This is a genomic window from Streptomyces sp. NBC_00557 (genome assembly GCF_036345995.1).
Lineage (GTDB): Bacteria > Actinomycetota > Actinomycetes > Streptomycetales > Streptomycetaceae > Streptomyces.
In genome coordinates, this window is record NZ_CP107796.1 from 7,518,869 (window position 1) to 7,540,999 (window position 22,131).

The window sequence follows — 22,131 nt, forward strand, 5'->3', positions numbered from 1 at the left end:
CCCGGCGGGGCGGTTTCCCTCAGGGCGCAATGCCGCCCCCTTGCCCCGCGGCCCCCGGTTCCTAGGCTGGCGGGGTGAGCAACCAGGTGAGCGACGCAGCCCGAGTGATTCCCCTGCGATCCGCGCCCGCCCGTCCGGCGGCCCCCGGGTCCGGGCCCGCGGCGGACAAGGAGCCGCTGTGGCGCGATCTGGTCGGCGAGGTGCTGCGCCGCGAGCGCCGGGCCCAGGGCCGCACCCTCAAGGAGGTGGCCGACGCGGCGCGGATCTCGCTGCCGTATCTGTCCGAGATCGAGCGCGGCCGCAAGGAGGCCTCCTCCGAGGTGCTCGCGGCCGCCGCGCACGCCCTCGGCCTGGGCCTCGGCGGCCTGCTGTCCCTGGCCCACGGCGAACTGACCCGCCGCACGGCGGCTCCCCACCGCCCGGCGTCCGCACCCCACCGCCCGTACAACGGCCTCTGCCTGGCGGCCTGAGCCGCGAAAGTCCCCATGGCCGGCCGTTCGGCGTCCCGGCCGATGAGTTTCGCCGCGAGGACCCGTCTACACGGATGACCGCGTTCCCTCGCCCAGGAGGTACTCATGACCGCCGACGGTTTCACCACCTGTCTCTGGTTCGACGGCCAGGCCCAGGAGGCCGCCGAGTTCTACGTCTCCGTCTTCAAGAACTCCAGCATCGGCCGCGTCGGCCGCTACAACGAGGCCGGGCCCGGTCCGGCCGGCTCCGTGATGGCCGTGGAGTTCACGGCCAACGGCCAGAAGTTCGTCGCGCTCAACGGCGGTCCCCAGTTCACCTTCAGCGAGGCCGTCTCGTTCCAGATCTTCTGCGCCGACCAGGCCGAGATCGACTACTACTGGACCAAGCTCACCGAGGACGGCGGCGAGCCCGGTCCGTGCGGCTGGCTCAAGGACAGGTACGGCCTGTCCTGGCAGGTCGTCTACGACCGCCTGATCGACCTGATCGGCGACCCGGACCAGGAGAAGGCGTCGCGCACCATGAAGGCCATGATGGGCATGGGCAAGCTGGACGTCGCGGCGCTGAACAGGGCGTACGCGGGGGAGTAGGGGCCACCGGGGCTCCCCCCGCCGGCCGGCCCCCGTCATCCGGCCTCGGCGAGGATCTCGGCGATCACATGCCGGGAGTTCTCCGCCAGGGCCGGGTTGGTGTCCCAGTAGTACGGCAGCTGGATCAGCGCGATCGACAGCGCCCAGCCCCGCCCCCGCGCCCACTGCGCGTCGTCGGCGCCTGCGGCCTTGCGGAAGGTGTCCCGGGCCGGGGCGGGCAGCAGGTTCCAGGCCACGATCAGGTCCACCGCCGGGTCGCCTGCCCCCGCACAGCCGAAGTCGATGACCGCACTCAGCCGGTCCTCGTCCACCAGCACGTTCCCGGGGGAGAGGTCCCCGTGGGCCCACACCGGCGGCCCGGTGTGCGCGGGGGCGCGCAGCGCCTCCTCCCACAGCGCCGTGACCGCACCCGTGTCGACGCGTCCGCCGAGTTCGGCGAGGGCGGCCCGGGTGGGAGCGTCCCGGTCGCGCAGGGGGCCGGCCCGATAGCCGGCCGGCGCGTCCCGCGGGTCGGCACGGCGCAGCGCGCGCACGAACGCCCCGAGGTCCCCGGCCAGCCGCTCGGGGTCCCGCACGGCGCCGGCCGCCGGATTGCTGCCGGGAAGCCAGCGATAGACGGACCAGGGCCACGGGTAGCCCTCGTCCGGCTCGCCGAGGCCCACCGGCTCCGGCACGGCGACCGGCAGCAGCGGCGCGAGCCGGGGCAGCCAGCGCTGCTCCAGCCGCACGTCCGGCACGGCTCCGGGCCGCCGGGGCAGCCGTACCAGCAGGTCGGCGCCCAGGCGGAACATGGCGTTCTCGGTCCCGGAGGACGCGAGCCGGCGGACCGGCAGGGCGGCCCACTGCGGGTACCGGCGGGCGATCAGGCGCCGGACCAGCGGGGCGTCGAGGTCGATCTCGTCCGCGTGCATCTTCGGCAGCGCCGGCGGAGTCCGGCTGTCGGAGGCAGTCATCGCGGCCCATGACAGCGCCTCGGCCCCCTCCCTGTCGACGCGTTTTCCCGGGGGCCCGCGCTCAGACCCGGTCGGCCGCGATCAGCAGGTACTGGAAGCTGCCGTTGCGGTAGGCGTCCAGGAACGTGTCCTCGACGCCGGTGACCAGGTGCTCGGCCTTCCGGCGCAGCTCCCAGTAGGGGATGGCCGCCTCGGTCAGGTCCTCGACGTGGACCGGCACCAGGCGGTTGCGGGCCATCGCCTTGAAGTACTCCGAGCGCGGGTGGATGTCGCAGATGTAGTGGGCGTTGATCAGCGACACCTCCCGCGAGGCCTGACCGTAGGTGTCGTTGTAGCAGCCGGTGATCACCACATAGCGTCCGCCGCGGCGCAGCAGCCGGGCGTGCTCGGCGAACAGCAGGTCCAGCTCGACGTACATGGTGGACTCGTTGTTCCACGACGCCGCGTACGCGCCGGTCTCCAGGCCTGTGTCGAGCATGTTGCGGTGGTGGTAGCGCACCTTGTCGTCGATGCCCCGGGCGCGGGCCTGCTCGCTGGCGAAGGCGGCCTGCTTGGCGGAGATGGTGACGCCGTCGGCGTGGCAGCCGTAGAGCAGATGCGCCACCACGCTGCCGCCGCCCCGGCCGCAGCCGGCGTCGAAGACCCGGTCGGCGGGGGAGAGCGGCCCGAGATGCGAGGCGAGCAACTCGGCCTGGGCGTGCTCCAGGCGGTGCAGTTCGGCGGTGATGCGGTCGCGGCGCGCCTGCGGATCGGGCTCGTCCAGCACCGACAGGTCGGCGGCGCCGATGCCGTAGTGGTGGTGGTACAGGTCGTCGAGCTTGCCGAGTTCCAGGTTGACCGGGTTCTCCTCGGCGTTCCAGTAGTCCGCGACCCGGCTCTGGTAGACGGACTGGGCCGGGACCGTGACGGGCGTGGTGCGGGCGACGGGGGCGAAGGTCAAGGGTGGCTCCTCTTGGCGCGTGTGACGGTGTTCCGGAAGGCGGCGGTCACCAGTAGTCGGGCAGGTGGTAGCGGTGGGTGTTGGTGGCGTGCCACTCGTGGTTGCCGGACACCCAGGCGGCGAGCCCCCGGGCATAGCGCTCCACCAGCGGCGAGGTCGCCGACAGCAGGGCCGACTCCTCCTCGAACGCCGCCATGATCCGGTTGTGGATCTCGACGGACTTCAGATAGGCGGCCTTCAGCCCGCGCCGCTCGTTGGCGGCGACGACCTGCGGCAGATTGAGGTGCGTGGGGTCGGCGGCCAGTTCCTTGGTGAAGGAGTACAGGTCGTTGACGATCGTGGTGGCGTTGCAGGCGAGCGCGGTGATCCGCTGGATCTCGGGCCGGGCGTAGATCTGCTCGGGCAGCTCGTAGCCGTCCACGGCGTCCACGATGGACAGGCAGGGCCGGAAGCTGTTGAACTGCCGCATCACCAGGTACTCCCAGACCCGGGGCATGTACCGCGTCTCCGCCCACGCCGCCTCCGCGAGGTAGCCCAGGTGCAGCCGTGCGATGTCGTGCACGAACCGGTCGGTCTGGCTGGGCGTGGCGAAGCCCGCGAAGTCCTCCAGGGCGAAGTGGTACGACCGCAGCGGCCCGTCGGCCCGCACGCCCCGGCGCCACTCCTCCTCCAGCTCGGGGACGCCGTGGAAGGGGTCGAGCGCCGACTGGGCCATGACCAGCCGGCCGCCGAGCCCGCGGCGCGCACCGCCCCGGCCCTCGTCCTCCTCGCAGTAGCAGGAGTCCACGATGTTCTCGGCGAGCAGCAGCTTCCCGGCGGCCGTCAGCCGGTCCAGGTCGAGCGCCCCAGGGTGCTGCAGGACGACGGCCCGGCCGAACCGGAAGCCCGAGAAGTCCCCCTTCCAGGTCTCCGGGAACAGATCGAGGCCGCGGGCCCACGTCTCCAGCCGGCGGTCCACCTCGGCGGCCTTCACCGGGTCGGCGGGCACGGCCGGCCGGTGGTGCAGTCCGGGGACGGTGCCGGTGCGCCGGGGTCTGCGCAGGCGCGCGGCGATGTCGGGCGGTCCGGGCAGCGTGTACGACGCGGGGGCCGCGCCCAGCGGGTTCTCGGACGTCATTCGGGGAACCGCCCGATCTGCACGTTCTCCAGGATCCCGGCCGCGTCGGGCACCAGGATGGCCAGCGAGTAGTAGGCGGTGACGAGGTAGCTGATGATCGCGGCGGAGTCGATGCCCATGAACCGGACGTTCAGCCCCGGCTGGAACTCCTCGGGGATGCCGGTCTGGTAGAGGCCGATCACGCCCTGGTCGGCCTCGCCGGTGCGCAGCGCGATGATGCTCGTGGTGTGGTCGTCGCTGATCGGGATCTTGCTGCACGGGAAGATCGGCACCCCGCGCCACGCCGGCACCTCGTGGCCGTCGACGCTCGCGGTGCCGGGGACCAGGCCGCGGCGGTTGCACTGTCGGAAGAACGCCGCGATCGCCTTGGGGTGGGCGAGGAACACCTTGGTCTTGCGTCGCATGGACAGCAGCTCGTCCATGTCGTCCGGCGCCGGCGGTCCGGTGAAGGTGCTGATCCGCTGCCCGTAGTCGACGTTGTGCAGCAGCCCGAACTCCCGGTTGTTGACCAGCTCCCACTCCTGGCGTTCGCGGATCTCCTCCACCGTGAGCCTCAGCTGCTGCTGGGTCTGGTCCATCGGGTGGTTGTAGAGGTCGGCGATCCGGGTGTGCACCCGCAGCACGGTCTGGGTCAGGGACAACTCGTACTCCCGCGGGGCGAGTTCGTAGTCGACGAAGCCGCCGGGCAGCGTCGGCTCGCCGACATGGCCGGCCTGCACCGGCACCTCCGCCTCGCCCTTGCGGTTCATCGGCCGCCGCTGCCGCTCGACATAGGCCTGAAGGTGCGCGGCGAGGGACGGCACCCGCTCGGTGAACTCCCGTACGACCGCCCAGGGCAGCGCGAGCACCACGCCGGCGGTCTCGGCCCGCACCGAGGTCAGCCACAGCGGATCGGACTGGCCCACCGCCTCGTCGCCCATCTGGTCGCCGTCGGTGACGACCCCGAGGATCTCCTCGTCGCCGTACTTGCCGGTGGTGTAGCGGGTGAACCGGCCGTGCACGACCAGGTAGGCCTCGGTGACCGGCTGGCCGGCCTCGAACAGCACCTGTCCGGCGCGCACCTCCCGCGGCTGGAAGCGGCCGGCGATCTCCCGCAGCACGTCGGTGTCGGGGTAGCCGCGCAGGACCGGCAGTTCGCAGAGCGTCTCCGGGATGACCCGGATGTCGTCGGCCCCGTTCTGCTCGAAGTGCACCCGGCCGCGCCCCGTGCGCAGCGTCAGACGGCGGTTGACCCGGTAGGCGCCGCCCTTGACGTCCACCCACGGCAGGGTCTTCAGCAGCCACCGCGAGGTGATGGCCTGCATCTGCGGTTCGGACTTGTGGGTCGTGGTGAGCTGGCGCGCCGCCCGGGTGCTCAGGCTGGTGAGCCGCCCGTCGGCCGCGGGCTCGGGAGCGGGCTCGTCGACGGCGGAACCGGCGGCGGTGTCCGGAGTGGTCACATTCCCTCCAGCGGAGCTGCGTGCGAACAGGGGTGACCGGATCGAGGGGTGGTGAGCCTGGTGATCCTGTACCCGGGCCAAGCCAAACAGTTCTCGTGAGGCGCCCGATACAGCGCGAAGGGGGCGGATCATTCCGCTTGGGTGCGTAAACCCGTGAACCGGGGCATCAGCGGCGAACCGTGTGCCGCCGCGCCGGTGTACTGCGCCGCCCGCACACGTTCCCGCGCGCCGGCGTGGTGCGCCCCGGGCGCTCAGGCCAGGTCGCCGACCAGTACGGCCGCTCCGTCGAACCGGCCGGCCTTGAGGTCGGCGAGCGCCTGCGGGGCCCGCGACAGCGGATAGGGATGGGTGGTCGCGCGGATGCCGTGCCGGGCGGCGAGCGCCAGGAACTCCCGGGCGTCCGCACGGGTGTTGGAGGTGACGCTGCGCAGCTCCTTCTCGTAGAACAGCTCGGTCTCGTAGTGCAGCGCCGGCACGTCGGTCAGGTGGATGCCGGCCAGGGCCAGCACCCCGCCCCGGTCGAGGGCGCGCAACGCCACCGGCACCAGGTCGCCGACCGGGGCGAACAGGATCGCGCCGTCCAGCGGCTCCGGCGGCGGCTCGGTCAGGTCGTGCGCCGAGGCCGCGCCCAGCTCCAGGGCCAGCCGCCGGGCCGCCGCGCCCCGGGTGACCACGTGGACGCGGGCGCCCTCGGCGAGCGCCACCTGCGCGCACAGATGGGCGCTGCCGCCGAAGCCGTACAGCCCGAGCCGGCCGCCCGGCGGCAGTGCCGTACGGCGCAGCGCACGGTAGCCGATGATCCCCGCGCACAGCAGCGGCGCCGCCGCCACGTCGTCCAGGGCCTCCGGCAGACGGTGGGCGAAGGCGGCCGGCACGGTGGTGTACTCCGCGTAACCGCCGTCGGCGTCCCAGCCGGTGTACTGCGAGCGGGGGCACAGGTTCTCGGCGCCCCGGGCGCAGTACGCGCACACCCCGCAGGTGCGCCGCAGCCAGGCCACGCCCACCCGGTCGCCCGCCGCGAAGCCCCGCACCGCGGAGCCGGCGCCCACGACCTCGCCGACCGCCTCGTGGCCGGGGGTGACCCCGGCCCGGTGCACCGGCAGGTCGCCCTCGGCGACGTGCAGATCGGTCCGGCACACCCCGCAGGCCCGCACCCGCACCAGCAGCTCGTCCGCGCCGGGCGCCGGCACCGGCCGCTCCAGCAGCCGCAGGGGCCGCTCCCCGACCGGTCCGGGCCGCACCACCGACCACGCTCGCATGGCGTCCGTCCTCGTCGTGCCGTCGCCTTCCCTCCCAGTGTCCGGCGGGCGCCCGGTTCGGCGCGCGGGCCGGCGGCGGGATGGCTAGCGTGAGCTTCGGGACGGGGGCCTCGAAGGGCGGGGAACCATCCGTACGGGACACACACCAGGAGGGCCGCAGCATGGCCGTGCAACCCGAGGGAACGCCCTGTTGGGCCGATGCGATGTTCGGCGACGTGGAGGGAGCCAAGCGGTTCTACGGCGACGTCCTCGGCTGGACCTTCGGCGAGTCGTCGTCGGAGTACGGCCACTACACGCAGGCCTACGCGCAGGGCAAGGCGGTGGCCGCCGTCGTCCCGCCCATGCCCGGCCAGGAGGGCCAGTCGCAGTGGTGCCTGTACTTCGCCTCCCCGGACGCCGCGGCCACCGCGGAGAAGATCCGGGACAACGGCGGCGAGGTGCTGATGGAGCCGATGCAGGTCGGGGACTTCGGCACGATGTGCCTGGCCCGTGAGCCCAGCGGAGCCGTCTTCGGCGTCTGGCAGGCGGGCGTCCACGAGGGCTTCGAGGCGACCGCGACCCCGGGCGCCTACTGCTGGGCGGAGGTCTTCACCCGGGAGCCCGAGAAGGCCGACGCCTTCTTCTCCGCCGTCTTCCCGTACCGCATGAAGGACATCGTGGACGACGCGGTGGACTTCCGGATGTTCGACATCGGCGAGGACACCGTGCTGGGCCGGATGCGGATGACCGACGACTTCCCGCCCGAGGTGCCCTCGTACATCAACGTCTACTTCACCGTCGACGACTGCGACGAGGCCGTGGCCCGCGCGACCAAGCTCGGCGGAGTGCTCCGCTTCGGGCCGATGAGCAGCCCCTTCGGCCGGTTCGCGGCGCTCAGCGACCCGCAGGGAGCGAACTTCTCCGTGATCGACATCACGACCACGGAGGGCGAGATGCCCAGGGTCCAGGAGGTCTGACCGGCAGGGGACGGCGCCCGCCGCGGCCGTGGCATGATCGGGCGTATGCGTGAACGTGTGGTGGCCGCGTGCGACGGGGCTTCGAAGGGAAACCCGGGACCGGCCGGATGGGCGTGGGTGGTCTCGGACGGCGACGAGCGGACCCCCGCACGCTGGGAGGCCGGTCCGCTCGGCCGGGCCACCAACAACGTCGCGGAGCTCACCGCCCTGGAGCGGCTGCTCACCGCCGTCGAGCCGGACGTGCCGCTGGAGATCCGGATGGACTCCCAGTACGCGATGAAGGCCGTCACCACCTGGCTGCCCGGCTGGAAGCGCAACGGCTGGAAGACGTCCGCCGGCAAGCCCGTCGCCAACCAGGACCTGGTCGTCCGCATCGACGCGCTCCTCGACGGCCGCGAGGTCGAGTTCCGCTACGTCCCGGCCCACCAGGTCGACGGCGACCCGCTCAACGACTTCGCCGACCGCGCCGCCAGCCAGGCCGCCTCCGTCCAGCAGGCGGCGGGCAGCGCGCTCGGCTCGCCGGAGCCGCCGCCCTCGCCGGACACCCCGAAGGCGTCCGCCCCCCGCAGGAAGGCGCCCCGCCGCACCGGCGGCACGGCGTCCGCCCGCACCATCAAGGCGAAGTTCCCCGGCCGCTGCCTGTGCGGCCGCGCCTACGCGGCCGGCGAGTCCATCGCCAGGAACGCGCAGGGATGGGGCCACCCCGAGTGCCGTACCGCCGACGCCTGATCCGCCGTCCTCAGACGTCGAACGTGTAGAACCCCGTGTGGTCCAGCAGATCCGCCGGGCGCACGTCGTTCCACGGCTTCATCGTCTCGCCGAGGTCGACGACGTCGGGCGTGCCGCCCGTGGGCGCGTACCCCGCGTCCGGATGCCGCCGCTGCCACTCGGCCCACAGCTTGTCGACGTAGGCGTGGTGGAGCCAGAACACCGGGTCGTTGGGGGAGACCCCGGTGGCCATCTGCCCGCCGACCCAGACGTGGACCCGGTTGTGCAGATTGACCCCGCGCCACCCTTCCAGATGGTTGCGGAAGCCGTCGGAGGCGCTGTTGTACGGCGGCCTGTCGTACGCCGGTATGGACAGCACCGACTCCACCTCTGCGGGCGTCGGCAGGTCGCGTACGGCCGTGCCGAGCGAGCGGCGCAGGAAGGTACGGCCGTCGACGCGCACGGTGACCGGCCAGTTGCCGGTCGCGGCGGCGAACGGGCCGTCCATCACCCTGCCGTCGGAGCTGCGCCCGGTGCCGCCGAGGAAGTCCGGCGCCCACAGCGCGGCCCGCACCGTGCGGTCGGTGCTCCAGTCCCAGTACGGCAGCGCGACCGAGGGGTCCACCGACTGCAGCGCCCGCTCGAAGTCGAGCAGGAATCTGCGGTGCCAGGGCAGGAAGGACGGCGAGCGGTGGCCGGTCCGCTCGCCGGTGTCGGTGTCCGACATGACGAAGGCGTTGTGCGTGCGGACGAAGTCGTCGTAGCGCCCGCTGTGCTTGAGTTCGAGGACGGCGGCGACGAAACGGCGCTTCTCGTCGGCGGTCAGGGCGGCCTGGTTCTTGCGTACGGTCATGGTGCGCGGTGCTCCGGAGTTCCTTGCGGCGGCGGTCAGTTGGCGGGGAAGGGCAGCAGCGGGGCGCCCTGCAGCTCGTCCACCGCGGCCCGGGCGGCGGCGCGCGGGGTGGGCACCGGGGCGTAGTGGCTGACGACGCTGATCCAGGTGCCGTCGGCGTTGCGCATCACATGCAGCCGGACGCCGTCGACCGACACCTCGTACCCGCCGCCGTGTTCGTGGTGGTGGTCCCCGCCGCTCGTCGGACGGCCCTGTATCCGGCGGCCCCGGTAGACCTCGTCGAAGGCCTGCGGCATCGGCATGGGGTGGCCGTGGCCGGCGGCCGGGGCGGCCGGGGCCGCGAGGACGGTGACGCCGGCCGTCGCGGCCAGGGCGGCCGTCGCGGTGAGTGCGCGGCGCCGGGTGATGTCGGGCATACGGGTCCTCCTGGAGGGCGTGTTCGCGGGGGTGACGACGCATGCCTACCGGGGCCTTCGGGGCGGGAGGAAATCACCTGTGACCGGTGGGCCGCGATCCGGACAAGTGGCCACATGTCGTACGGCGTTGAATCAAGATGATCTTGCCGTGGCGGAGGGCGGCTCACCCCGGAACGGGGAATTCCTTGCCGGGTCCGATCCGTTTCCGGTGATCCTTGCCGCGCGCCGTCCGTCCGAGTGGCCCGGCTCACCACGCCAAACTGACGCGATCGCGTGGCCCGGCCGCCCTGCTACCCTCCGGTGCCGTTCCCTCACATCCAGTGACTGTCGGGGGTGTGCGTGTGAAGGTCGTCTGCGTCGGGGGCGAGGGCTTCGGCATCGGCCGCCACCGGCTGCTCCCTGCTCGCCGACCGGGGCGCCGTCCGGGGCGGCGTGCGAGCCAGGCGGACAGCGTCGCCCTGCTGGAGAGACTCTTCGCCGACGTCCTGGACGGCCACCCGCTCATCGGCCGCCCCGGCGGCTGGGAGACCTTCCGCACCGTCACCTACCGCACCTGGCACCGCGGCAACCTGGTCCTGCCCGGCGACGCGGCCCACACCACTCACTTCTCCGTCGGCGCGGGCACCACCCTGGCCCTGGAGGACGCCATGTGCCTCGCCCACGCCCGGCACGAGCACGCCGGTCTGCCCGAGGCCCTCACCGCCCACGAGTCCCGGCGCCAGGCCGAACTGCTCCCCGTGCAGCGCGCGGCCCGCTGCAGCGCCCAGTGGTACGAGAACGTGCCCCGCTGCATCCACCTGCCCCCGCACCGCATGTTCGCCCTGCTCGGCCGGCGCCACTCGCCGCTGCTGCCGTACGTCCCGCCGCAGCCGTACTACGGCCTCGACAAGGCGGCCGGCCGGCTTCAGGCGCTGCGCAGGCTCAAGCGCCGGCTCGGCCCCAGGGTGGGCGGCACCCTGCGCGCCCGGTCGTCGGCCCACCGCGGCTGACCGCCGGCCACCCACCGCACCGAGGAGAACCGCCCATGGCCGTGCCCGTCCCGTTCGACCAGACCTCGTCCGGATACAGCCTGCGGCGCGCCTACGGGCTGGCCCGCGCGGCCGGCCTCGCCCACCAGGACCGCGCTGCCGTCGAGGCCCAGGCCGCGCGGTGGGGCTTCGACCGGGTGCGCCACCACGAGAGCCGGTTCACCCCGCCCTTCCCGCTGCATGCCGTCCACGCCTGCACGCTGGCGAGCGACCGGATGATCGTCACCGCCTTCCGCGGCACCGAGCCCACGCGGATCAAGGGCTGGCTCACCGACTCCGGCACCCCGCTGAAGCCCGGCCCCGGCGGCAACGGATACGTCCACCAGGGCTTCGCCGAGGCCCTGGAGCCGCTCTACCCGGACGTCCAGCGGGCCATCGCCGACCTGCGCACGCACGGTCAGGCCGTCTACCTCACCGGGCACGGCCTGGGCGGCGCCCTCGCGATGCTGGCCGCCGCCCGCATGTACCTGGAGGACCCGTACCTGGCCGCCGACGGCGTCTACACCTACGGCCAGCCGCGCACCTGCGACCGGCTGCTCGCCGAGGCGTTCCACCAGGGGTACGGCGGCCGGATGTACCGCTTCGTCAACAACGGCGACCTCGTCGCCCGGCTGCCGCCCGAACCCGTCTTCACCCACGTCCGCGCGCTGCGCTACATCGACTCCGGCGGCAGGCTGCACGAGAGCATGCCGATGTTCTCCGCCCTCACCGACCGGGCCGGCGAGCTGACCGACGGTGGAACTCATCAGCGCCACCGCCGAGCCCCGCCGCTCCGGCGGGAGTTCGTCGCGCAGGATGCTGATCGACAGCGGTACGACGGAGGCGGCGGCGCCCTGCAGCGCCCGGGCGGCGATGAGGACGCCGATGTCGGAGGACAGCGCGCACAGCACCGAGCCGGCGGTCATCAGGGCGAGCGCCGAGGTGAGCACCCGGCGCTTGCCGTACATGTCGCCGGCCCGGCCGAGCACCGGGGTGAGGACGGCGCCGGAGAGCAGGGTCGCGGTGACGGTCCAGGAGACGGTCGCGGCGGAGGCGCCGGTGAACTCGGGCAGGTCGGGGAGCAGAGGGACGACGACGGTCTGCATGACCGCCATGAGGATGCCGCCGAAGGCCAGCACCGGGATGGTGAGCCGGTGCCGGGGCCGGGCCGGCGGCAGGGGTGTCGGGGCGGGCTGGTCCATCGGCGCTCCTGCGGACGACGTGTAGCGGTGAGGTGAATGGCCATTCACCCTATCGGGTGAATGGCCATTCACCCATGCCGCCGGCGCCCGCCGGGAGCGCTCAGCCGAGGTTTCTCTCCAGGGCCGCCAGGTAGCTGTGCATCGCGTGGTCGCGGAGGCCGTCGGAGGCGGGCGCGAAGGCGTCGGCGGCATCGGCGCCGCGCTCGGCCTGCCGCTGGCCGCCCTGGTCGTCCAGTACGCCGACTGGCACACCATGTTCTGGCTGACCAGTGCCCTGGGCGCGGCGGGCGTCGCGGCGACCTGGTGGGCGGTCGAGGAGTCCCCGGTGCGCGAGCCGGGCCGGTTCGACGTGCCGGGTGCACTGGGCCTCGCCGCCGGGCTGGTCTGCCTGCTGCTCGGCGTCTCCCAGGGCGGCACCTGGGGCTGGGCGAGCGCACGGGTCCTCGGGCTGTTCCTCGCCGCCGCCGTCGTCCTGGCCCTGTGGTGGTGGCAGCAGCTGCGCGCCCGGAGGCCGCTGGTCGACCTGCGGCTGGCGGCCCGGCCCCGCGTCGGCCTGTCCCACGTCGCCGCCCTGCTCACCGGATTCGCCTTCTACGCCAACTCGCTGGTCACCGCACAGCTGGTGCAGGCGCCGGAGGCCACCGGCTACGGCCTCGGCCTGTCGATCGTCGCCACCGGCCTGTGCCTGCTGCCCGGCGGCGTGACCATGCTGTTCTTCTCGCCGCTGTCGGCCCGTGTCTCGGCCGCGCGCGGTCCGCGGATCACCCTCGCGCTGGGCGCCGCCGTCATCGCCTGCGGCTACGCGGTGCGCATCGCCGACAGCCGCGACCTGTGGATGATCATCCTCGGGGCGACCGTCGTGTCGACCGGCACCACGCTCGCCTACTCCGCGCTGCCCACCCTGATCCTGCGGGCCGTCCCCGCCGGGCAGACCGCCTCCGCCAACGGCGTCAACGTCCTGATGCGCACGATCGGACAAGCCGCCTCCAGTGCCGCCGTCGCCGCCGTCCTGGTGCACCACAGCACCCCCGTCGGCGGCGCCCCGGTCCCGACCCTGCACGGCTACCTGCTGGCGTTCGCGATGGCGGGCGCCGTCGCCCTCGCCGCCTGCGCCGCCGCCCTGTCCATCCCCGGCGACGGCCCCGCGGACGGCGTCCGGCGCGGCGGGAGCGCCACCCGGGGCGCCCGCGACGAGGCGATGGAGGGAGCATGAGGGGGTGAGCACCCCACCCGCACCGAGCATGTCCGCCCGCCGCGACGCCGAGGCGACCAAGGAGGCCATCCTGAAGGCGGCCCGCCACCTGCTCGCCCGGCACGCGCACGCCGACATCACGCTCAAGGCGGTCGCCGAACGCGCCGGTGTCAGCCCGCCGCTGATCGTGAAGTACTTCGGCAACAAGGACGCCCTGTTCGCCCGCGTGATGTCCTTCGACACCGACGCCGACGCCCTGCTGGACGCGCCGCTCGCCGGCCTCGGCCGGCACATGGTCCGGCACGTCCTCGCCGGCCAGCGCGAACGCGGCGCCGACCCGCTGCTGCGCATCGCCTTCGCCCCGCTCCACGGCGACCACGGCGACATCCTGCGCGCCAACTTCCGCGCCCAGGTGACCGAACGCCTAGCGGCCCGGCTCACCGGCCCCGATGCCGGCCTGCGCGCCGAACTCGCCGTCGCGGCGCTCGTCGGCCTCGGCGTGATGTACGGCATCGCACGCGGCCCGCACCTGCGCGAGACCGACCCCGACACCCTCGCCGACCGCTACGGGCCGCTGGTGCAGGCGCAGTTGACGCCCGGAATCTGAAGCGGGCACCGTCGCCCGGACGGGTGAACGACACCCGGCCGCCGACTCCGGAGCGGCCCGTTCCGCATGGCCGGGTGGCGGATGACACACTGGCGCCATGGACGAACGCGTAATCGGCAGGTCGGGGCAGTGGGCATCGGTGATCGGCCTCGGCACATGGCAGCTGGGCGCCGACTGGGGCGACGTGGACGCCAAGGAGGCGGAGGCCGTCCTGGAGGCGGCGGCCGAGTCGGGCGTCACCTTCTTCGACACGGCCGACGTCTACGGCGACGGGCGCAGCGAGGCGACCATCGCCACCTTCCTGCGCACCCGCCCCGACCTGCACGTGCTGGTGGCGACCAAGATGGGCCGCCGGGTCGAGCAGATCCCCGAGAACTACGTCCTGGACAACTTCCGCGCCTGGAACGACCGCTCGCGCCGCAACCTCGGCGTCGACCGGATCGACCTGGTGCAGCTGCACTGCCCGCCCACCCCCGTCTACTCCTCCGACGCGGTGTTCGACGCCCTGGACACCCTGGTGGAGGAGGAGCGGATCGCGGCGTACGGGGTGAGCGTGGAGACCTGCGCCGAGGCGCTGACCGCGATCGCCCGCCCGCACGTGGCGAGCGTGCAGATCATCCTCAACCCGTTCCGCATGAAGCCCCTGTACGAGGTGCTGCCCGCCGCCCGCGAGGCCGGCGTCGGCATCATCGCGCGCGTGCCGCTCGCCTCCGGGCTGCTGTCCGGCAAGTACACCAAGGACACGGTGTTCGCCGCCAACGACCACCGCACCTTCAACCGGCACGGCGAGGCCTTCGACCAGGGCGAGACCTTCTCCGGCGTCGACTACGAGACGGGCGTCGAGGCCGCCGCCGAGTTCGCCGCGCTCGCCCCCGAGGGCTACACCCCGGCCCAGCTCGCCCTGCGCTGGATCATCGAGCAGGACGGCGTGACCACGGTGATCCCCGGGGCCCGCAACCCGGAGCAGGCCCGCGCCAACGCGGCCGCCGCCAAGCTGCCGCCGCTGCCGCAGGAGACCTTCACCGCGATCCGCGAGCTGTACGAGCGCCGGATCAAGGACCAGGTCGAACACCGCTGGTAGTCACGGCGGCACCGATCGTTTGAAGCAACGGCCGTGCGGTTACCCGAGACCGCATGACGGAGGACGGACGGCGCAGAGGGCGGCACGAGACCGAGGAGGAGCGGGCCGACCGGATGTGGGGTGAACTCATCCAGGAGGTCCGCGTCGCCCAGACGGGCGTGCAGATCCTGTTCGGTTTCCTGCTGACCGTGGTCTTCTATCCGAAGTACACGACGCTCTCCCACACCAACCAGGTCATCTACATCGTGACCGTCATCCTGGGCGCCTGCACGACCGGCGCCCTCATCGGTCCGGTCTCCCTGCACCGCCTCATCTCCGGCCGCATGGTCAAGCCGCAGGCGGTGCGGCTGGCGTCCCGGATGACCCTCGTCGGCCTGGTGCTGCTGTTCGGCACGATGACGTTCGCGCAGCTGCTGATCCTGCGGGTGGCCACGCACAACCCGTATGTGCCGTGGCTGGTGACGGCCGTGGTCGCCTGGTACCTGCTGTGCTGGTTCGGCCTGCCCCTGTGGGCCCGCCACAGGTACGCGCCCTACTCCGCGGACCGGGCCGGGGGCCCGCCCGCCGGCTCCGCCCGGGAGGAGCGCCCGGACCGGCCGTGAACACCGGCCGCCCGGACGGGCTGCCGTGAACCCCGGCTCCCCGGCCGCCCGGTTGAGCGGCGGCCGTCCAGGGCTGCTGTCCGGGGCTGCCGTCCGGGCCGCTCAGCCCGCGCGCTCAGCCCGCGGAGAGGATCTCGGCCAACAGCGCGTCCACCGGGACCCGTTCCCGGCCCGGCGGGACGATGCGGTGCGTCTCCCGCAGGAAGGCGGCGACCGCCGGCGCCCAGGCGAACACCACCGCGTGGTGCCGCCCGCCGTCCGGCCGCACGTCCCCGAGGAACTCCATGCGCAGCTCCCGCAGCGCGCCCGTCACGACCGGCCGCAGCCGTACGTCCCCGACTCCGACGGGCCGCTCCAGGCCGGCGCAGAGCATCTCCCGGTCCAGCCGCCAGCACGCCAGCACCCGGCCGTCGTGGCCGAAGGCGGCGGTGACGGCGAACGGGTCGTCGGCGTCGTAACTGAGATGGGCCAGCACGGGGCACCGGCCGGTGCCTTCCGCGCGGAGCTGTACCACCAGCGTCTTGTGCACGAACGTGTTCACGGGCGGGCCTCCGGGCCTCGACGGGCTCAGGGCCTCCTAGTACCCCGTGGCGCCGGGGATGTTCATCTGTGTGGCCGATTCCCGGCGGTTGTGCGTGGATGCCGGCCTCCGGTGCCTCCCCGGCGGCCCGACGGTGCGCGCCGCCGGGGCCCGGGGTCAGCCGAAGGCCTCCCGGAGCGCGGGCAGCAGGGTCTTCGCGGACCAGTCCAGGAACTCGGGCTGCGCGTCGCCGCCGATCTGCACCAGCGCGACCTCCCCGAACCCGGCCTCGGCGTACGGCCGTACGGCCTCGACGAAGGCGTCCGGGTCGTCGCCGCAGGGGATCGAGGCGGCGACGTCGTCCTCGTCCACGAACTGCGTCGCGGCCTCGAAGGCGTCGGGGTGCGGGAGTTCGGCGTTCACCTTCCAGCCGAGCCCGAACCAGCGGAACTGGGAGTGGGCCCGCTTGACCGCCGTGTCCCGGTCGGGGTCGTAGCACACCGGCAGCTGGCCGACCCGGGGCTTGCCGCTGCCGCCGTGCCGGTCGAACGCCTCCAGCAGTCCCTGCTTCGGCTCGGTCGCGATGACCAGGTCGGCGAGGTGCCCGGCGAGCTTGCAGGACTGCTCGCCGGAGACGGCGATCCCGATCGGCGGCGGCTGGTCCGGAAGGTCCCACAGGCGGGCCGACTCCACGTCGTAGTGCTGCCCGTGACGGGTGACATGACCGCCCTCGAACAGGGCGCGGATGATCTCCACGGCCTCCTCGAGCATCTCGTGGCGCACGTCGACCGGGGGCCAGCCGCCGCCCACCACATGCTCGTTCAGGTTCTCGCCGGCGCCCAGCCCGAGCCGGAACCTGCCCTCGGACAGCAGCTGCACGGTGGCCGCCTTCTGCGCCACGATCGCCGGGTGGTAGCGCAGGATCGGGCAGGTCACGTAGGTCATCAGCGGAATCCGCGAGGTGGCCTGCGCGGCCGCGCCCAGCACGCTCCACGCGTAGGAGGAGTGGCCCTGCGAGCGCAGCCACGGAAAGTAGTGGTCGGAGATCACCGAGAAGTCGAACCCGGCCTCCTCGGCCCGGACCACATGGTCCACCAGCTCCCGGGGGCCTGCCTGCTCGGTCATCATCGTGTATCCGATTTGCACCATAGGGGGCGAGTCCCCGCGTCGGCGGTGCGAAAACGAGCCGCGGGCGCGGGTCAGCCCGCCGGCGCCCGGAACGTGCGCAGGAACGTCGTCAGCGCCAGCCGGTTGGCGGCGTCGTCCCAGGCCGCGGCCGGGGTGGTGAAGCGCAGGGAGAAGCCGTCGCCGCCGGTGAGGAACCCGCGCCCGAAGGTGTGCACCCGTGCCGCGCCGGTCCCCGCGAGCCACTCCAGGTCGGCGGCCGGGTGCCCTTGGTAGGTGAGGGCGCGGACGTCGCCGACGCGGTCGTACCCGGGAAGCCGCCGCAGCCCCGGTTCCACGTCGTCGCGCCAGATCGCCACCGGATCCGGGCCGACGTGCTCGCTGTGGGTGACGGCGAGGGTGGGGGAGGCGCCGTCCCGGCCGAAGACGACGCGGTAGGCGCCGGTGACACGGGTGGTGGTCAGCCGCTTCCAGGCGTCCGGCAGAGCCACGGAGAAGCCCTCCGGGGCGGTGTAGCGGCGGTAGCCGGCGGGCAGGGCGGACGACGCGCTCGCCGTGGGGGACGGCGTGCCGGTGCCGGTGCTGGTGCCGGTGCCGGCTCCGGTCGGCGGGGCGGAGACGCCGGGGCGGGCCGGTGCCTGCGCGGTGCCGGGACCCGTATGCCCGTGCGTGGCGGCGAGGACGGCGGCGGCGACGGTGAGCACGGCCAGCGCGGTGCCGACGGCCAGGGCCGTTCTGCCCCGCTGCCGCGCGGCGAGGCGCACTCCCGCGTACGCGGCGCGCAGCCGGGGCACGGGAGCCGGCTGCCGGTCGGCGTCGGTGTCCTCGTCCAGGACCCGGATGAGCGCCTCCCGGACCACCGGCCGGGTCAGCCGCTCCCGCGAGTTCTTCCGCAGCAGCCCCTGCACCGCCTGGGTGAGCGGCCCCGCGCGCAGCGGGGTGCGCAGCGGCAGCCGGTCCACCGCCTTCAGGGTGGCGTCGGGCCGGCCGCGGTCCCGGAACGGCGGCCGGCCCTCGACCATCGTGTACAGCAGCGCACCCAGCGCCCACAGGTCGGCGGCCGGCCCGATCCGCTCGTCACGGGCCTGTTCCGGCGAGGCGTACGACGGCGCCGTGAGCCGAGGCACCAGGGTCGCGCCGGCCAGCCCGAACCCGGTGACGACGACCGGGCCGCTGCTGCGGACGAAGACCTGGCCGGGGCTCAGCTCGCCGTGCGTGATGCCCTCCTCGTGCGCGGCGTGCAGCACGTCCAGCAGCTCCAGGCCGATGCGAGCCGCCCGCAGCGCGTTGAACGCGCCCTCCCGGTCCAGGAGTTCGCCGAGCGGTGTGCCGTCGATCCACTCGATGACCGTCCACAGGACACCCGCCTCCACCACGGCGTCGACGACCTGGGCGATCTGCCCCGGGCACAGCAGCCGCATCGTCTCCGAGGTCCGCACGACACGGGTCGTGACCCGGCGGGCGGAGTCGTCGTCGGCGGGCTCCGGCAGGGCGGTCTGCGCCACCAGCCGGGGCTGCTCCGCGGCCACGTCCTCGGCGTACCACCACAGGCGGTTCGTCTCGCGGGCGAAGACCTCGAGGAGCCGGTACCGCCCGGCGACCAGTTCGTGTGCGGAGACGTGCGACTTGGTCATGGTCATCCCTCGCTGAAACCCCTGTTTCGTGTCCTGACAGAGGTACGCGGCGCGAGCGGGGGTGCGTTCAATGAATCCGTGACCCGGCGCGGTTCCTGCCTTTCATTCAATTCTTCGAAAGGGCTTGCGACTTTGCGATGGCCGCACCCGGCGGTGGTTCAACCTGCGGGTAACCGAGGGTAAGTCACCGGATGCGGCCCCGCCTCACAGCAGGCCGAACCGCTCGGCCCAGCCGGTCAGTTCGCGCGGTGTCGTGTTGCCGCCGCAGACCACGAGCCCGATCCGGGCGCCGTCGCCGACCCGTGCCGCGACCCGCCGGGCCGCCGGCAGCAGACAGCCGGCGGCCGGCTCCGCCCACACCTTGGCGTGCTCGGCGAGGTCCAGCGAGCCCTGCACCGCGTCCCGGTCCGGCACCACCAGCACCTCCTCGACCAGCGCGGACACATGGTCGTACGTCAGCTGGGACACCGAGGGCGCGCTGAGGGTGGTGACCAGGGACGACAGGGGCACCGGCACCGGTCCGCCCGCCGTCAGCGCGGCCGACATGGCCTCGGCGCCCTCGGTCTCCACCCCCCACACGCGCACGCCGGGCCACCGGGCCGCGAGGGCCGCCGCGATCCCCGCGATCAGCCCGCCGCCGCCGATGCTGACGACGACGTCCGTCAGCTCCTCGCCCGCGTCCTCGGCCAGCTCCAGCCCGACCGTGCCCTGCCCGGCGATGACCACCGGGTCGTCGAAGGGGTGGACCAGGGTCAGGCCCTCGTCCCGGAGCCTCGTCACCAGCTCGAAGGCGCTGTCCATGCCGTCGGTCAGCCGCACCTGCGCGCCCGCCCGCTCGGCGAGCGCGATGGAGCGCTCGGGTGCGGTACGGGGCATGACCACGGTCGCCTTCACGTCGAGGACCGCGGCCATCACCGCGAGGGCGATCCCGTGATTGCCGCCGCTGACCGCGACCACGCCCGCCGCCCGCTCGGCCTCGCTCAGCGACAGCAGCTTCGCCGTCGCCCCGCGCGCCTTGAACGAGCCGGTGCGCTGGAGCAGTTCGAGCTTGGCGGTGACCGGGACGCCGAGCAGCGCGGTCAGGCCCGGACTCGGCACGGTCGGCGTCCGCACCACCTGTCCGGCGATCCGCTCCGCGGCGGCTTCGATCTCCTTGATGCCGATCAAGGTGCTTCACCCTTCCGGCGCGGGGGTGAGGGCCGCGCCGAAGGCACCCTGACCCGCGGGGAGCGCGATGGTCAACACGGTTTCGCCCGCCGCCTACAACACGCGGCCCACCAGGAAGTCCAGCAGCCGCAGCAGCTCCCGCGCCGCTCCGGGGGCCGCGGGTGCCCGGGTGAGCAGCGCCCGGGCGGCGGCCGTGTGCGCACGGGCCTCCGCCAGCGCGGCCGTACGGCCGCCCGCCGCCTCGATCAGCGCGGCGGCCTCGTCCGCCCGGCCCGGCGCATCGAGCAGCTCGGGCAGCCCGCGGGCCGCCGGGGAGCCGAGCGCGGCCAGCACCGGATAGGTCTTCTTGCCCTCCCGCAGATCGCCGCCCACCGGCTTGCCGGTGACGTCCGGGTCGCCCCAGATCCCCAGCACGTCGTCGACCAGCTGGAAGGCGACGCCGAGCCGCCGCCCGGCCCGGTCCAGCGCGCCGACCACGGCCTCGTCCGCCCCGCCGAGCAGGGCGCCGAGCGCGACGGCGCAGCCCAGCAGGGCGCCGGTCTTGCCCTCCGCCATCGCCCGGTACTCCTCGAGCGTCACCCGCTCCGGGCCGGTGCACGGGCGGGCGGCGAACAGCAGGTCGTCGGCCTGCCCGCGCACCAGGTCGGCGAGGGCCGCCGACAGCAGCCGTACGGCGCCCGCGCCCCGTGGTGCCTGCGCCAGCGTCTCCACCGACAGCGCGAACAGGGCGTCCCCGGCGAGCACCGCCGGGCCGGTGCCGTAGGCCTGCCACACGGCCGGGCGGCGGCGCCGGGTCGCGTCGCCGTCCATGATGTCGTCGTGCAGCAGCGAGAAGGCGTGCACCAGTTCCACCGCGACCGCGGCGGGGACGCCGGTCCGCCCGTCCGCCCCCGCGGCCTCGGCGCCGAGCACGGCCAGCGCCTGCCGTACGCCCTTGCCGCCGGGCGCGGTGGCGGGCGCCCCGCCGACCTCGCACCAGCCGAAGGAGTAGGCGGCCATCTCCGCCACCCACGGGTGCAGCCGGCCCACCGCCTCGCGCAGCGCCGGGTCCGCCAGCCGACGGCACCGGCCGAGGACGTCGGCAACGGACGGCGGAGCCTGTACGGCGGTCACCGGGCGGCCTCCGTGCCGAGACCGAACTCCTCCTGGGCCCGGGCCACCATCTCCCGGGCGTGCTTCAGTCCGCTGCGCTCCAGCGTCCGCGCCAGATCGGCGAGTTCGGCCGCGGTCTCGGCGCGGTCCCGCCCGAGCCGGGCCAGCGACTTGGCCAGCCCCAGCCGGGCCAGCGCCTCGCCGCGCGGCTCGCTCATGGCGCGGAACTCCGTCAGCGCCAGCTCGTACATCCGGCGGGCCTCGGGGTAACGCCCGGCCCGGTACAGGACGTTGCCGCGCATCTTGTGGTTGTAGGCGAGAGCGCTGGAGAGGTTCATCGCCCGGCAGTCGGCCTCCGCGCGGGACAGCAGCTCCAGCGCGCCCTCGGTGTTCTTGTCGCGCACCGAGAGGATGTCGGCGAGTCCGCGCAGCGCCCAGGCGTGCCCGCGCCGGTCCTCCGCCCGCTCGGCTATCTCCGCCGCCTCCTCGAACAGCGCGTAGGCCCGGTCGAGGTCGCCGGTGTTGCGGTGCATCTGGGCGATGCCCTCCAGCGCCCACACCGTGTGCCGGGCCTCGCCGCGCCTGCGCGCCTCGGCCAGCAGCTGCTCGTGCAGCCGGCCGACCGCCGCGTAGTCGCCCTGGATCCGGCCGGTCTCCGCGAGACCGGCCAGCGAGTAGCCGCGGACCACGACGTCCCCGCCGCGTTCGCCGAGTTCGGCCGCGAGCCCCAGCAGCCGCCAGGCCAGCGGGAAGGCGCCGCGCTGCCGGGCCAGGGTGCCGCCGCTCCACAGGGCCCACGCCATCGCGGCGGTGTCGCCGGCCGCGCGGGCGGCGCGGTAACTCGCCTTCCACGCCCGGTCGGCGTCCCGCACCTGGCCGAGCCGCCGGTGCGCCTCGGCCACGGCGAGCCCGCAGCGGGCCGCCTCGGCCGGGCGCCCGGACCGCTCGGCCTCGCGCAGCTTCTCGGTGCCCTCCGCCAGCACATCGACCAGCGAGGAGTTCACGGACAGGGTGGTCAGGGCGCCCTGGTACTCGGGGGCGAAAGCCTTGCCGTACATGCGTGCCTTTCTATACGCGATGTGTATACAGCGCGTGTATACATGGCGTGTATAGGTGGGTCCGAATACGCCCCGGCCGAGAGAACCGGGGCGTGTCGGTCTGTCGACGATCAAGACGCGGGTGCGGCGTTGCGGGTTGCCCGTG

At 73.8% G+C, this 22,131-nt stretch carries 21 protein-coding genes and 3 pseudogenes; 10 read left to right on the plus strand and 14 right to left on the minus strand.

The genetic code is table 11. From position 1 onward, the window contains the following. Positions 1-74: 74 nt before the first annotated feature. Together OG956_RS33330 and OG956_RS33335 are read left to right on the plus strand one after the other, a co-directional pair. Positions 75-470 carry a helix-turn-helix domain-containing protein gene (locus tag OG956_RS33330; protein WP_330341735.1) on the plus strand — a complete coding sequence of 132 codons (396 nt, stop codon included), beginning with the start codon at positions 75-77 and terminating at the stop codon, positions 468-470. Between the two features lie 105 nt (positions 471-575). Beyond that, complete coding sequence (locus OG956_RS33335; protein ID WP_330341736.1) at positions 576-1,058, plus strand: VOC family protein; 483 nt, start codon at positions 576-578, stop codon at positions 1,056-1,058. Positions 1,059-1,093: 35 nt separating this feature from the next. On the opposite strand, the gene OG956_RS33340 is transcribed toward OG956_RS33335, so the two are convergent. The 5 genes from OG956_RS33340 to OG956_RS33360 form a co-directional block, all read right to left on the minus strand. Next, the gene (locus tag OG956_RS33340; protein ID WP_330341737.1) at positions 1,094-2,011 is read right to left on the minus strand and encodes an aminoglycoside phosphotransferase family protein; all 918 of its coding nucleotides are present in this window, start codon (positions 2,009-2,011) and stop codon (positions 1,094-1,096) included. A gap of 61 nt (positions 2,012-2,072) precedes the next feature. Continuing rightward, a complete protein-coding gene (locus OG956_RS33345) occupies positions 2,073-2,951 on the minus strand; it encodes a geranyl diphosphate 2-C-methyltransferase (protein ID WP_330341738.1) in 879 nt (292 codons plus the stop codon). A gap of 46 nt (positions 2,952-2,997) precedes the next feature. Beyond that, a complete protein-coding gene (locus OG956_RS33350; protein ID WP_330341739.1) occupies positions 2,998-4,068 on the minus strand; it encodes a family 2 encapsulin nanocompartment cargo protein terpene cyclase in 1,071 nt (356 codons plus the stop codon). Continuing rightward, positions 4,065-5,507 carry a family 2B encapsulin nanocompartment shell protein gene (locus tag OG956_RS33355; RefSeq protein WP_330341740.1) on the minus strand — a complete coding sequence of 481 codons (1,443 nt, stop codon included), beginning with the start codon at positions 5,505-5,507 and terminating at the stop codon, positions 4,065-4,067. Before OG956_RS33355 ends, OG956_RS33350 begins: the two co-directional genes overlap by 4 nt. Positions 5,508-5,758: 251 nt before the next feature. Next, positions 5,759-6,766 (minus strand): zinc-binding alcohol dehydrogenase family protein, encoded by a 1,008-nt coding sequence (locus OG956_RS33360; RefSeq protein ID WP_330341741.1) that lies wholly within the window; start codon positions 6,764-6,766, stop codon positions 5,759-5,761. Positions 6,767-6,927: 161 nt separating this feature from the next. Here OG956_RS33360 and OG956_RS33365 point away from each other — a divergent pair, with 161 nt between their 5' ends. Both OG956_RS33365 and OG956_RS33370 read left to right on the plus strand, forming a co-directional pair. Beyond that, positions 6,928-7,722, plus strand: a complete 795-nt coding sequence (locus OG956_RS33365) for a VOC family protein (RefSeq protein ID WP_330341742.1) — start codon at positions 6,928-6,930, stop codon at positions 7,720-7,722. Between the two features lie 33 nt (positions 7,723-7,755). Continuing rightward, positions 7,756-8,451, plus strand: coding sequence for a ribonuclease H family protein (locus tag OG956_RS33370; RefSeq protein WP_330341743.1), 696 nt, complete (start codon positions 7,756-7,758; stop codon positions 8,449-8,451). Positions 8,452-8,461: 10 nt separating this feature from the next. On the opposite strand, the gene melC2 is transcribed toward OG956_RS33370, so the two are convergent. Together melC2 and melC1 are read right to left on the minus strand one after the other, a co-directional pair. Next, complete coding sequence (melC2, locus tag OG956_RS33375; protein WP_330341744.1) at positions 8,462-9,283, minus strand: tyrosinase MelC2; 822 nt, start codon at positions 9,281-9,283, stop codon at positions 8,462-8,464. Between the two features lie 35 nt (positions 9,284-9,318). After that, entirely contained in the window at positions 9,319-9,699 is a 381-nt protein-coding gene (melC1, locus tag OG956_RS33380; RefSeq protein ID WP_330341745.1) for an apotyrosinase chaperone MelC1, read from the minus strand. 434 nt (positions 9,700-10,133) lie between these two features. On the opposite strand from melC1, the pseudogene OG956_RS33385 reads away from it, so the two are divergent. Then, positions 10,134-10,688 (plus strand): annotated as a pseudogene (locus OG956_RS33385) (FAD-dependent monooxygenase); the annotation flags it as partial. 254 nt (positions 10,689-10,942) lie between these two features. Beyond that, positions 10,943-11,338: pseudogene (locus OG956_RS40310) on the plus strand (lipase family protein); the annotation flags it as partial. A gap of 117 nt (positions 11,339-11,455) precedes the next feature. Here OG956_RS40310 and OG956_RS33395 read toward each other — a convergent pair. Then, positions 11,456-11,908: pseudogene (locus OG956_RS33395) on the minus strand (MFS transporter); the annotation flags it as partial. 136 nt (positions 11,909-12,044) lie between these two features. Here OG956_RS33395 and OG956_RS33400 point away from each other — a divergent pair. The 4 genes from OG956_RS33400 (at position 12,045) to OG956_RS33415 (ending at position 15,390) form a co-directional block, all read left to right on the plus strand. Next, positions 12,045-13,121 (plus strand): MFS transporter, encoded by a 1,077-nt coding sequence (locus tag OG956_RS33400; protein ID WP_330341746.1) that lies wholly within the window; start codon positions 12,045-12,047, stop codon positions 13,119-13,121. A gap of 28 nt (positions 13,122-13,149) precedes the next feature. Beyond that, on the plus strand, positions 13,150-13,707 hold the full coding sequence (locus OG956_RS33405) for a TetR/AcrR family transcriptional regulator (RefSeq protein ID WP_330343011.1): 558 nt from the start codon (positions 13,150-13,152) through the stop codon (positions 13,705-13,707). 97 nt (positions 13,708-13,804) lie between these two features. After that, the gene (locus tag OG956_RS33410; RefSeq protein ID WP_330341747.1) at positions 13,805-14,788 is read left to right on the plus strand and encodes an aldo/keto reductase; all 984 of its coding nucleotides are present in this window, start codon (positions 13,805-13,807) and stop codon (positions 14,786-14,788) included. Positions 14,789-14,841: 53 nt separating this feature from the next. Further along, positions 14,842-15,390 (plus strand): DUF6328 family protein, encoded by a 549-nt coding sequence (locus tag OG956_RS33415; RefSeq protein ID WP_330341748.1) that lies wholly within the window; start codon positions 14,842-14,844, stop codon positions 15,388-15,390. A 115-nt stretch (positions 15,391-15,505) separates the two neighbouring features. On the opposite strand, the gene OG956_RS33420 is transcribed toward OG956_RS33415, so the two are convergent. The 6 genes from OG956_RS33420 to OG956_RS33445 all read right to left on the minus strand — a co-directional run bounded on the left by OG956_RS33420 (position 15,506) and on the right by OG956_RS33445 (position 21,986). After that, complete coding sequence (locus tag OG956_RS33420; RefSeq protein ID WP_330341749.1) at positions 15,506-15,931, minus strand: SsgA family sporulation/cell division regulator; 426 nt, start codon at positions 15,929-15,931, stop codon at positions 15,506-15,508. Positions 15,932-16,087: 156 nt separating this feature from the next. Next, the gene (locus OG956_RS33425) at positions 16,088-17,059 is read right to left on the minus strand and encodes an LLM class F420-dependent oxidoreductase (protein WP_330341750.1); all 972 of its coding nucleotides are present in this window, start codon (positions 17,057-17,059) and stop codon (positions 16,088-16,090) included. Between the two features lie 50 nt (positions 17,060-17,109). Continuing rightward, the gene (locus OG956_RS33430) at positions 17,110-18,675 is read right to left on the minus strand and encodes a serine/threonine-protein kinase (protein WP_330341751.1); all 1,566 of its coding nucleotides are present in this window, start codon (positions 18,673-18,675) and stop codon (positions 17,110-17,112) included. 198 nt (positions 18,676-18,873) lie between these two features. Beyond that, positions 18,874-19,836 (minus strand): threonine/serine dehydratase, encoded by a 963-nt coding sequence (locus tag OG956_RS33435; RefSeq protein ID WP_330341752.1) that lies wholly within the window; start codon positions 19,834-19,836, stop codon positions 18,874-18,876. Between the two features lie 93 nt (positions 19,837-19,929). Beyond that, complete coding sequence (locus OG956_RS33440) at positions 19,930-20,949, minus strand: polyprenyl synthetase family protein (RefSeq protein WP_330341753.1); 1,020 nt, start codon at positions 20,947-20,949, stop codon at positions 19,930-19,932. Beyond that, the gene (locus tag OG956_RS33445; RefSeq protein WP_330341754.1) at positions 20,946-21,986 is read right to left on the minus strand and encodes a tetratricopeptide repeat protein; all 1,041 of its coding nucleotides are present in this window, start codon (positions 21,984-21,986) and stop codon (positions 20,946-20,948) included. The genes OG956_RS33440 and OG956_RS33445 overlap by 4 nt, the downstream gene beginning before the upstream one ends. Between the last annotated feature and the right edge of the window lie 145 nt (positions 21,987-22,131).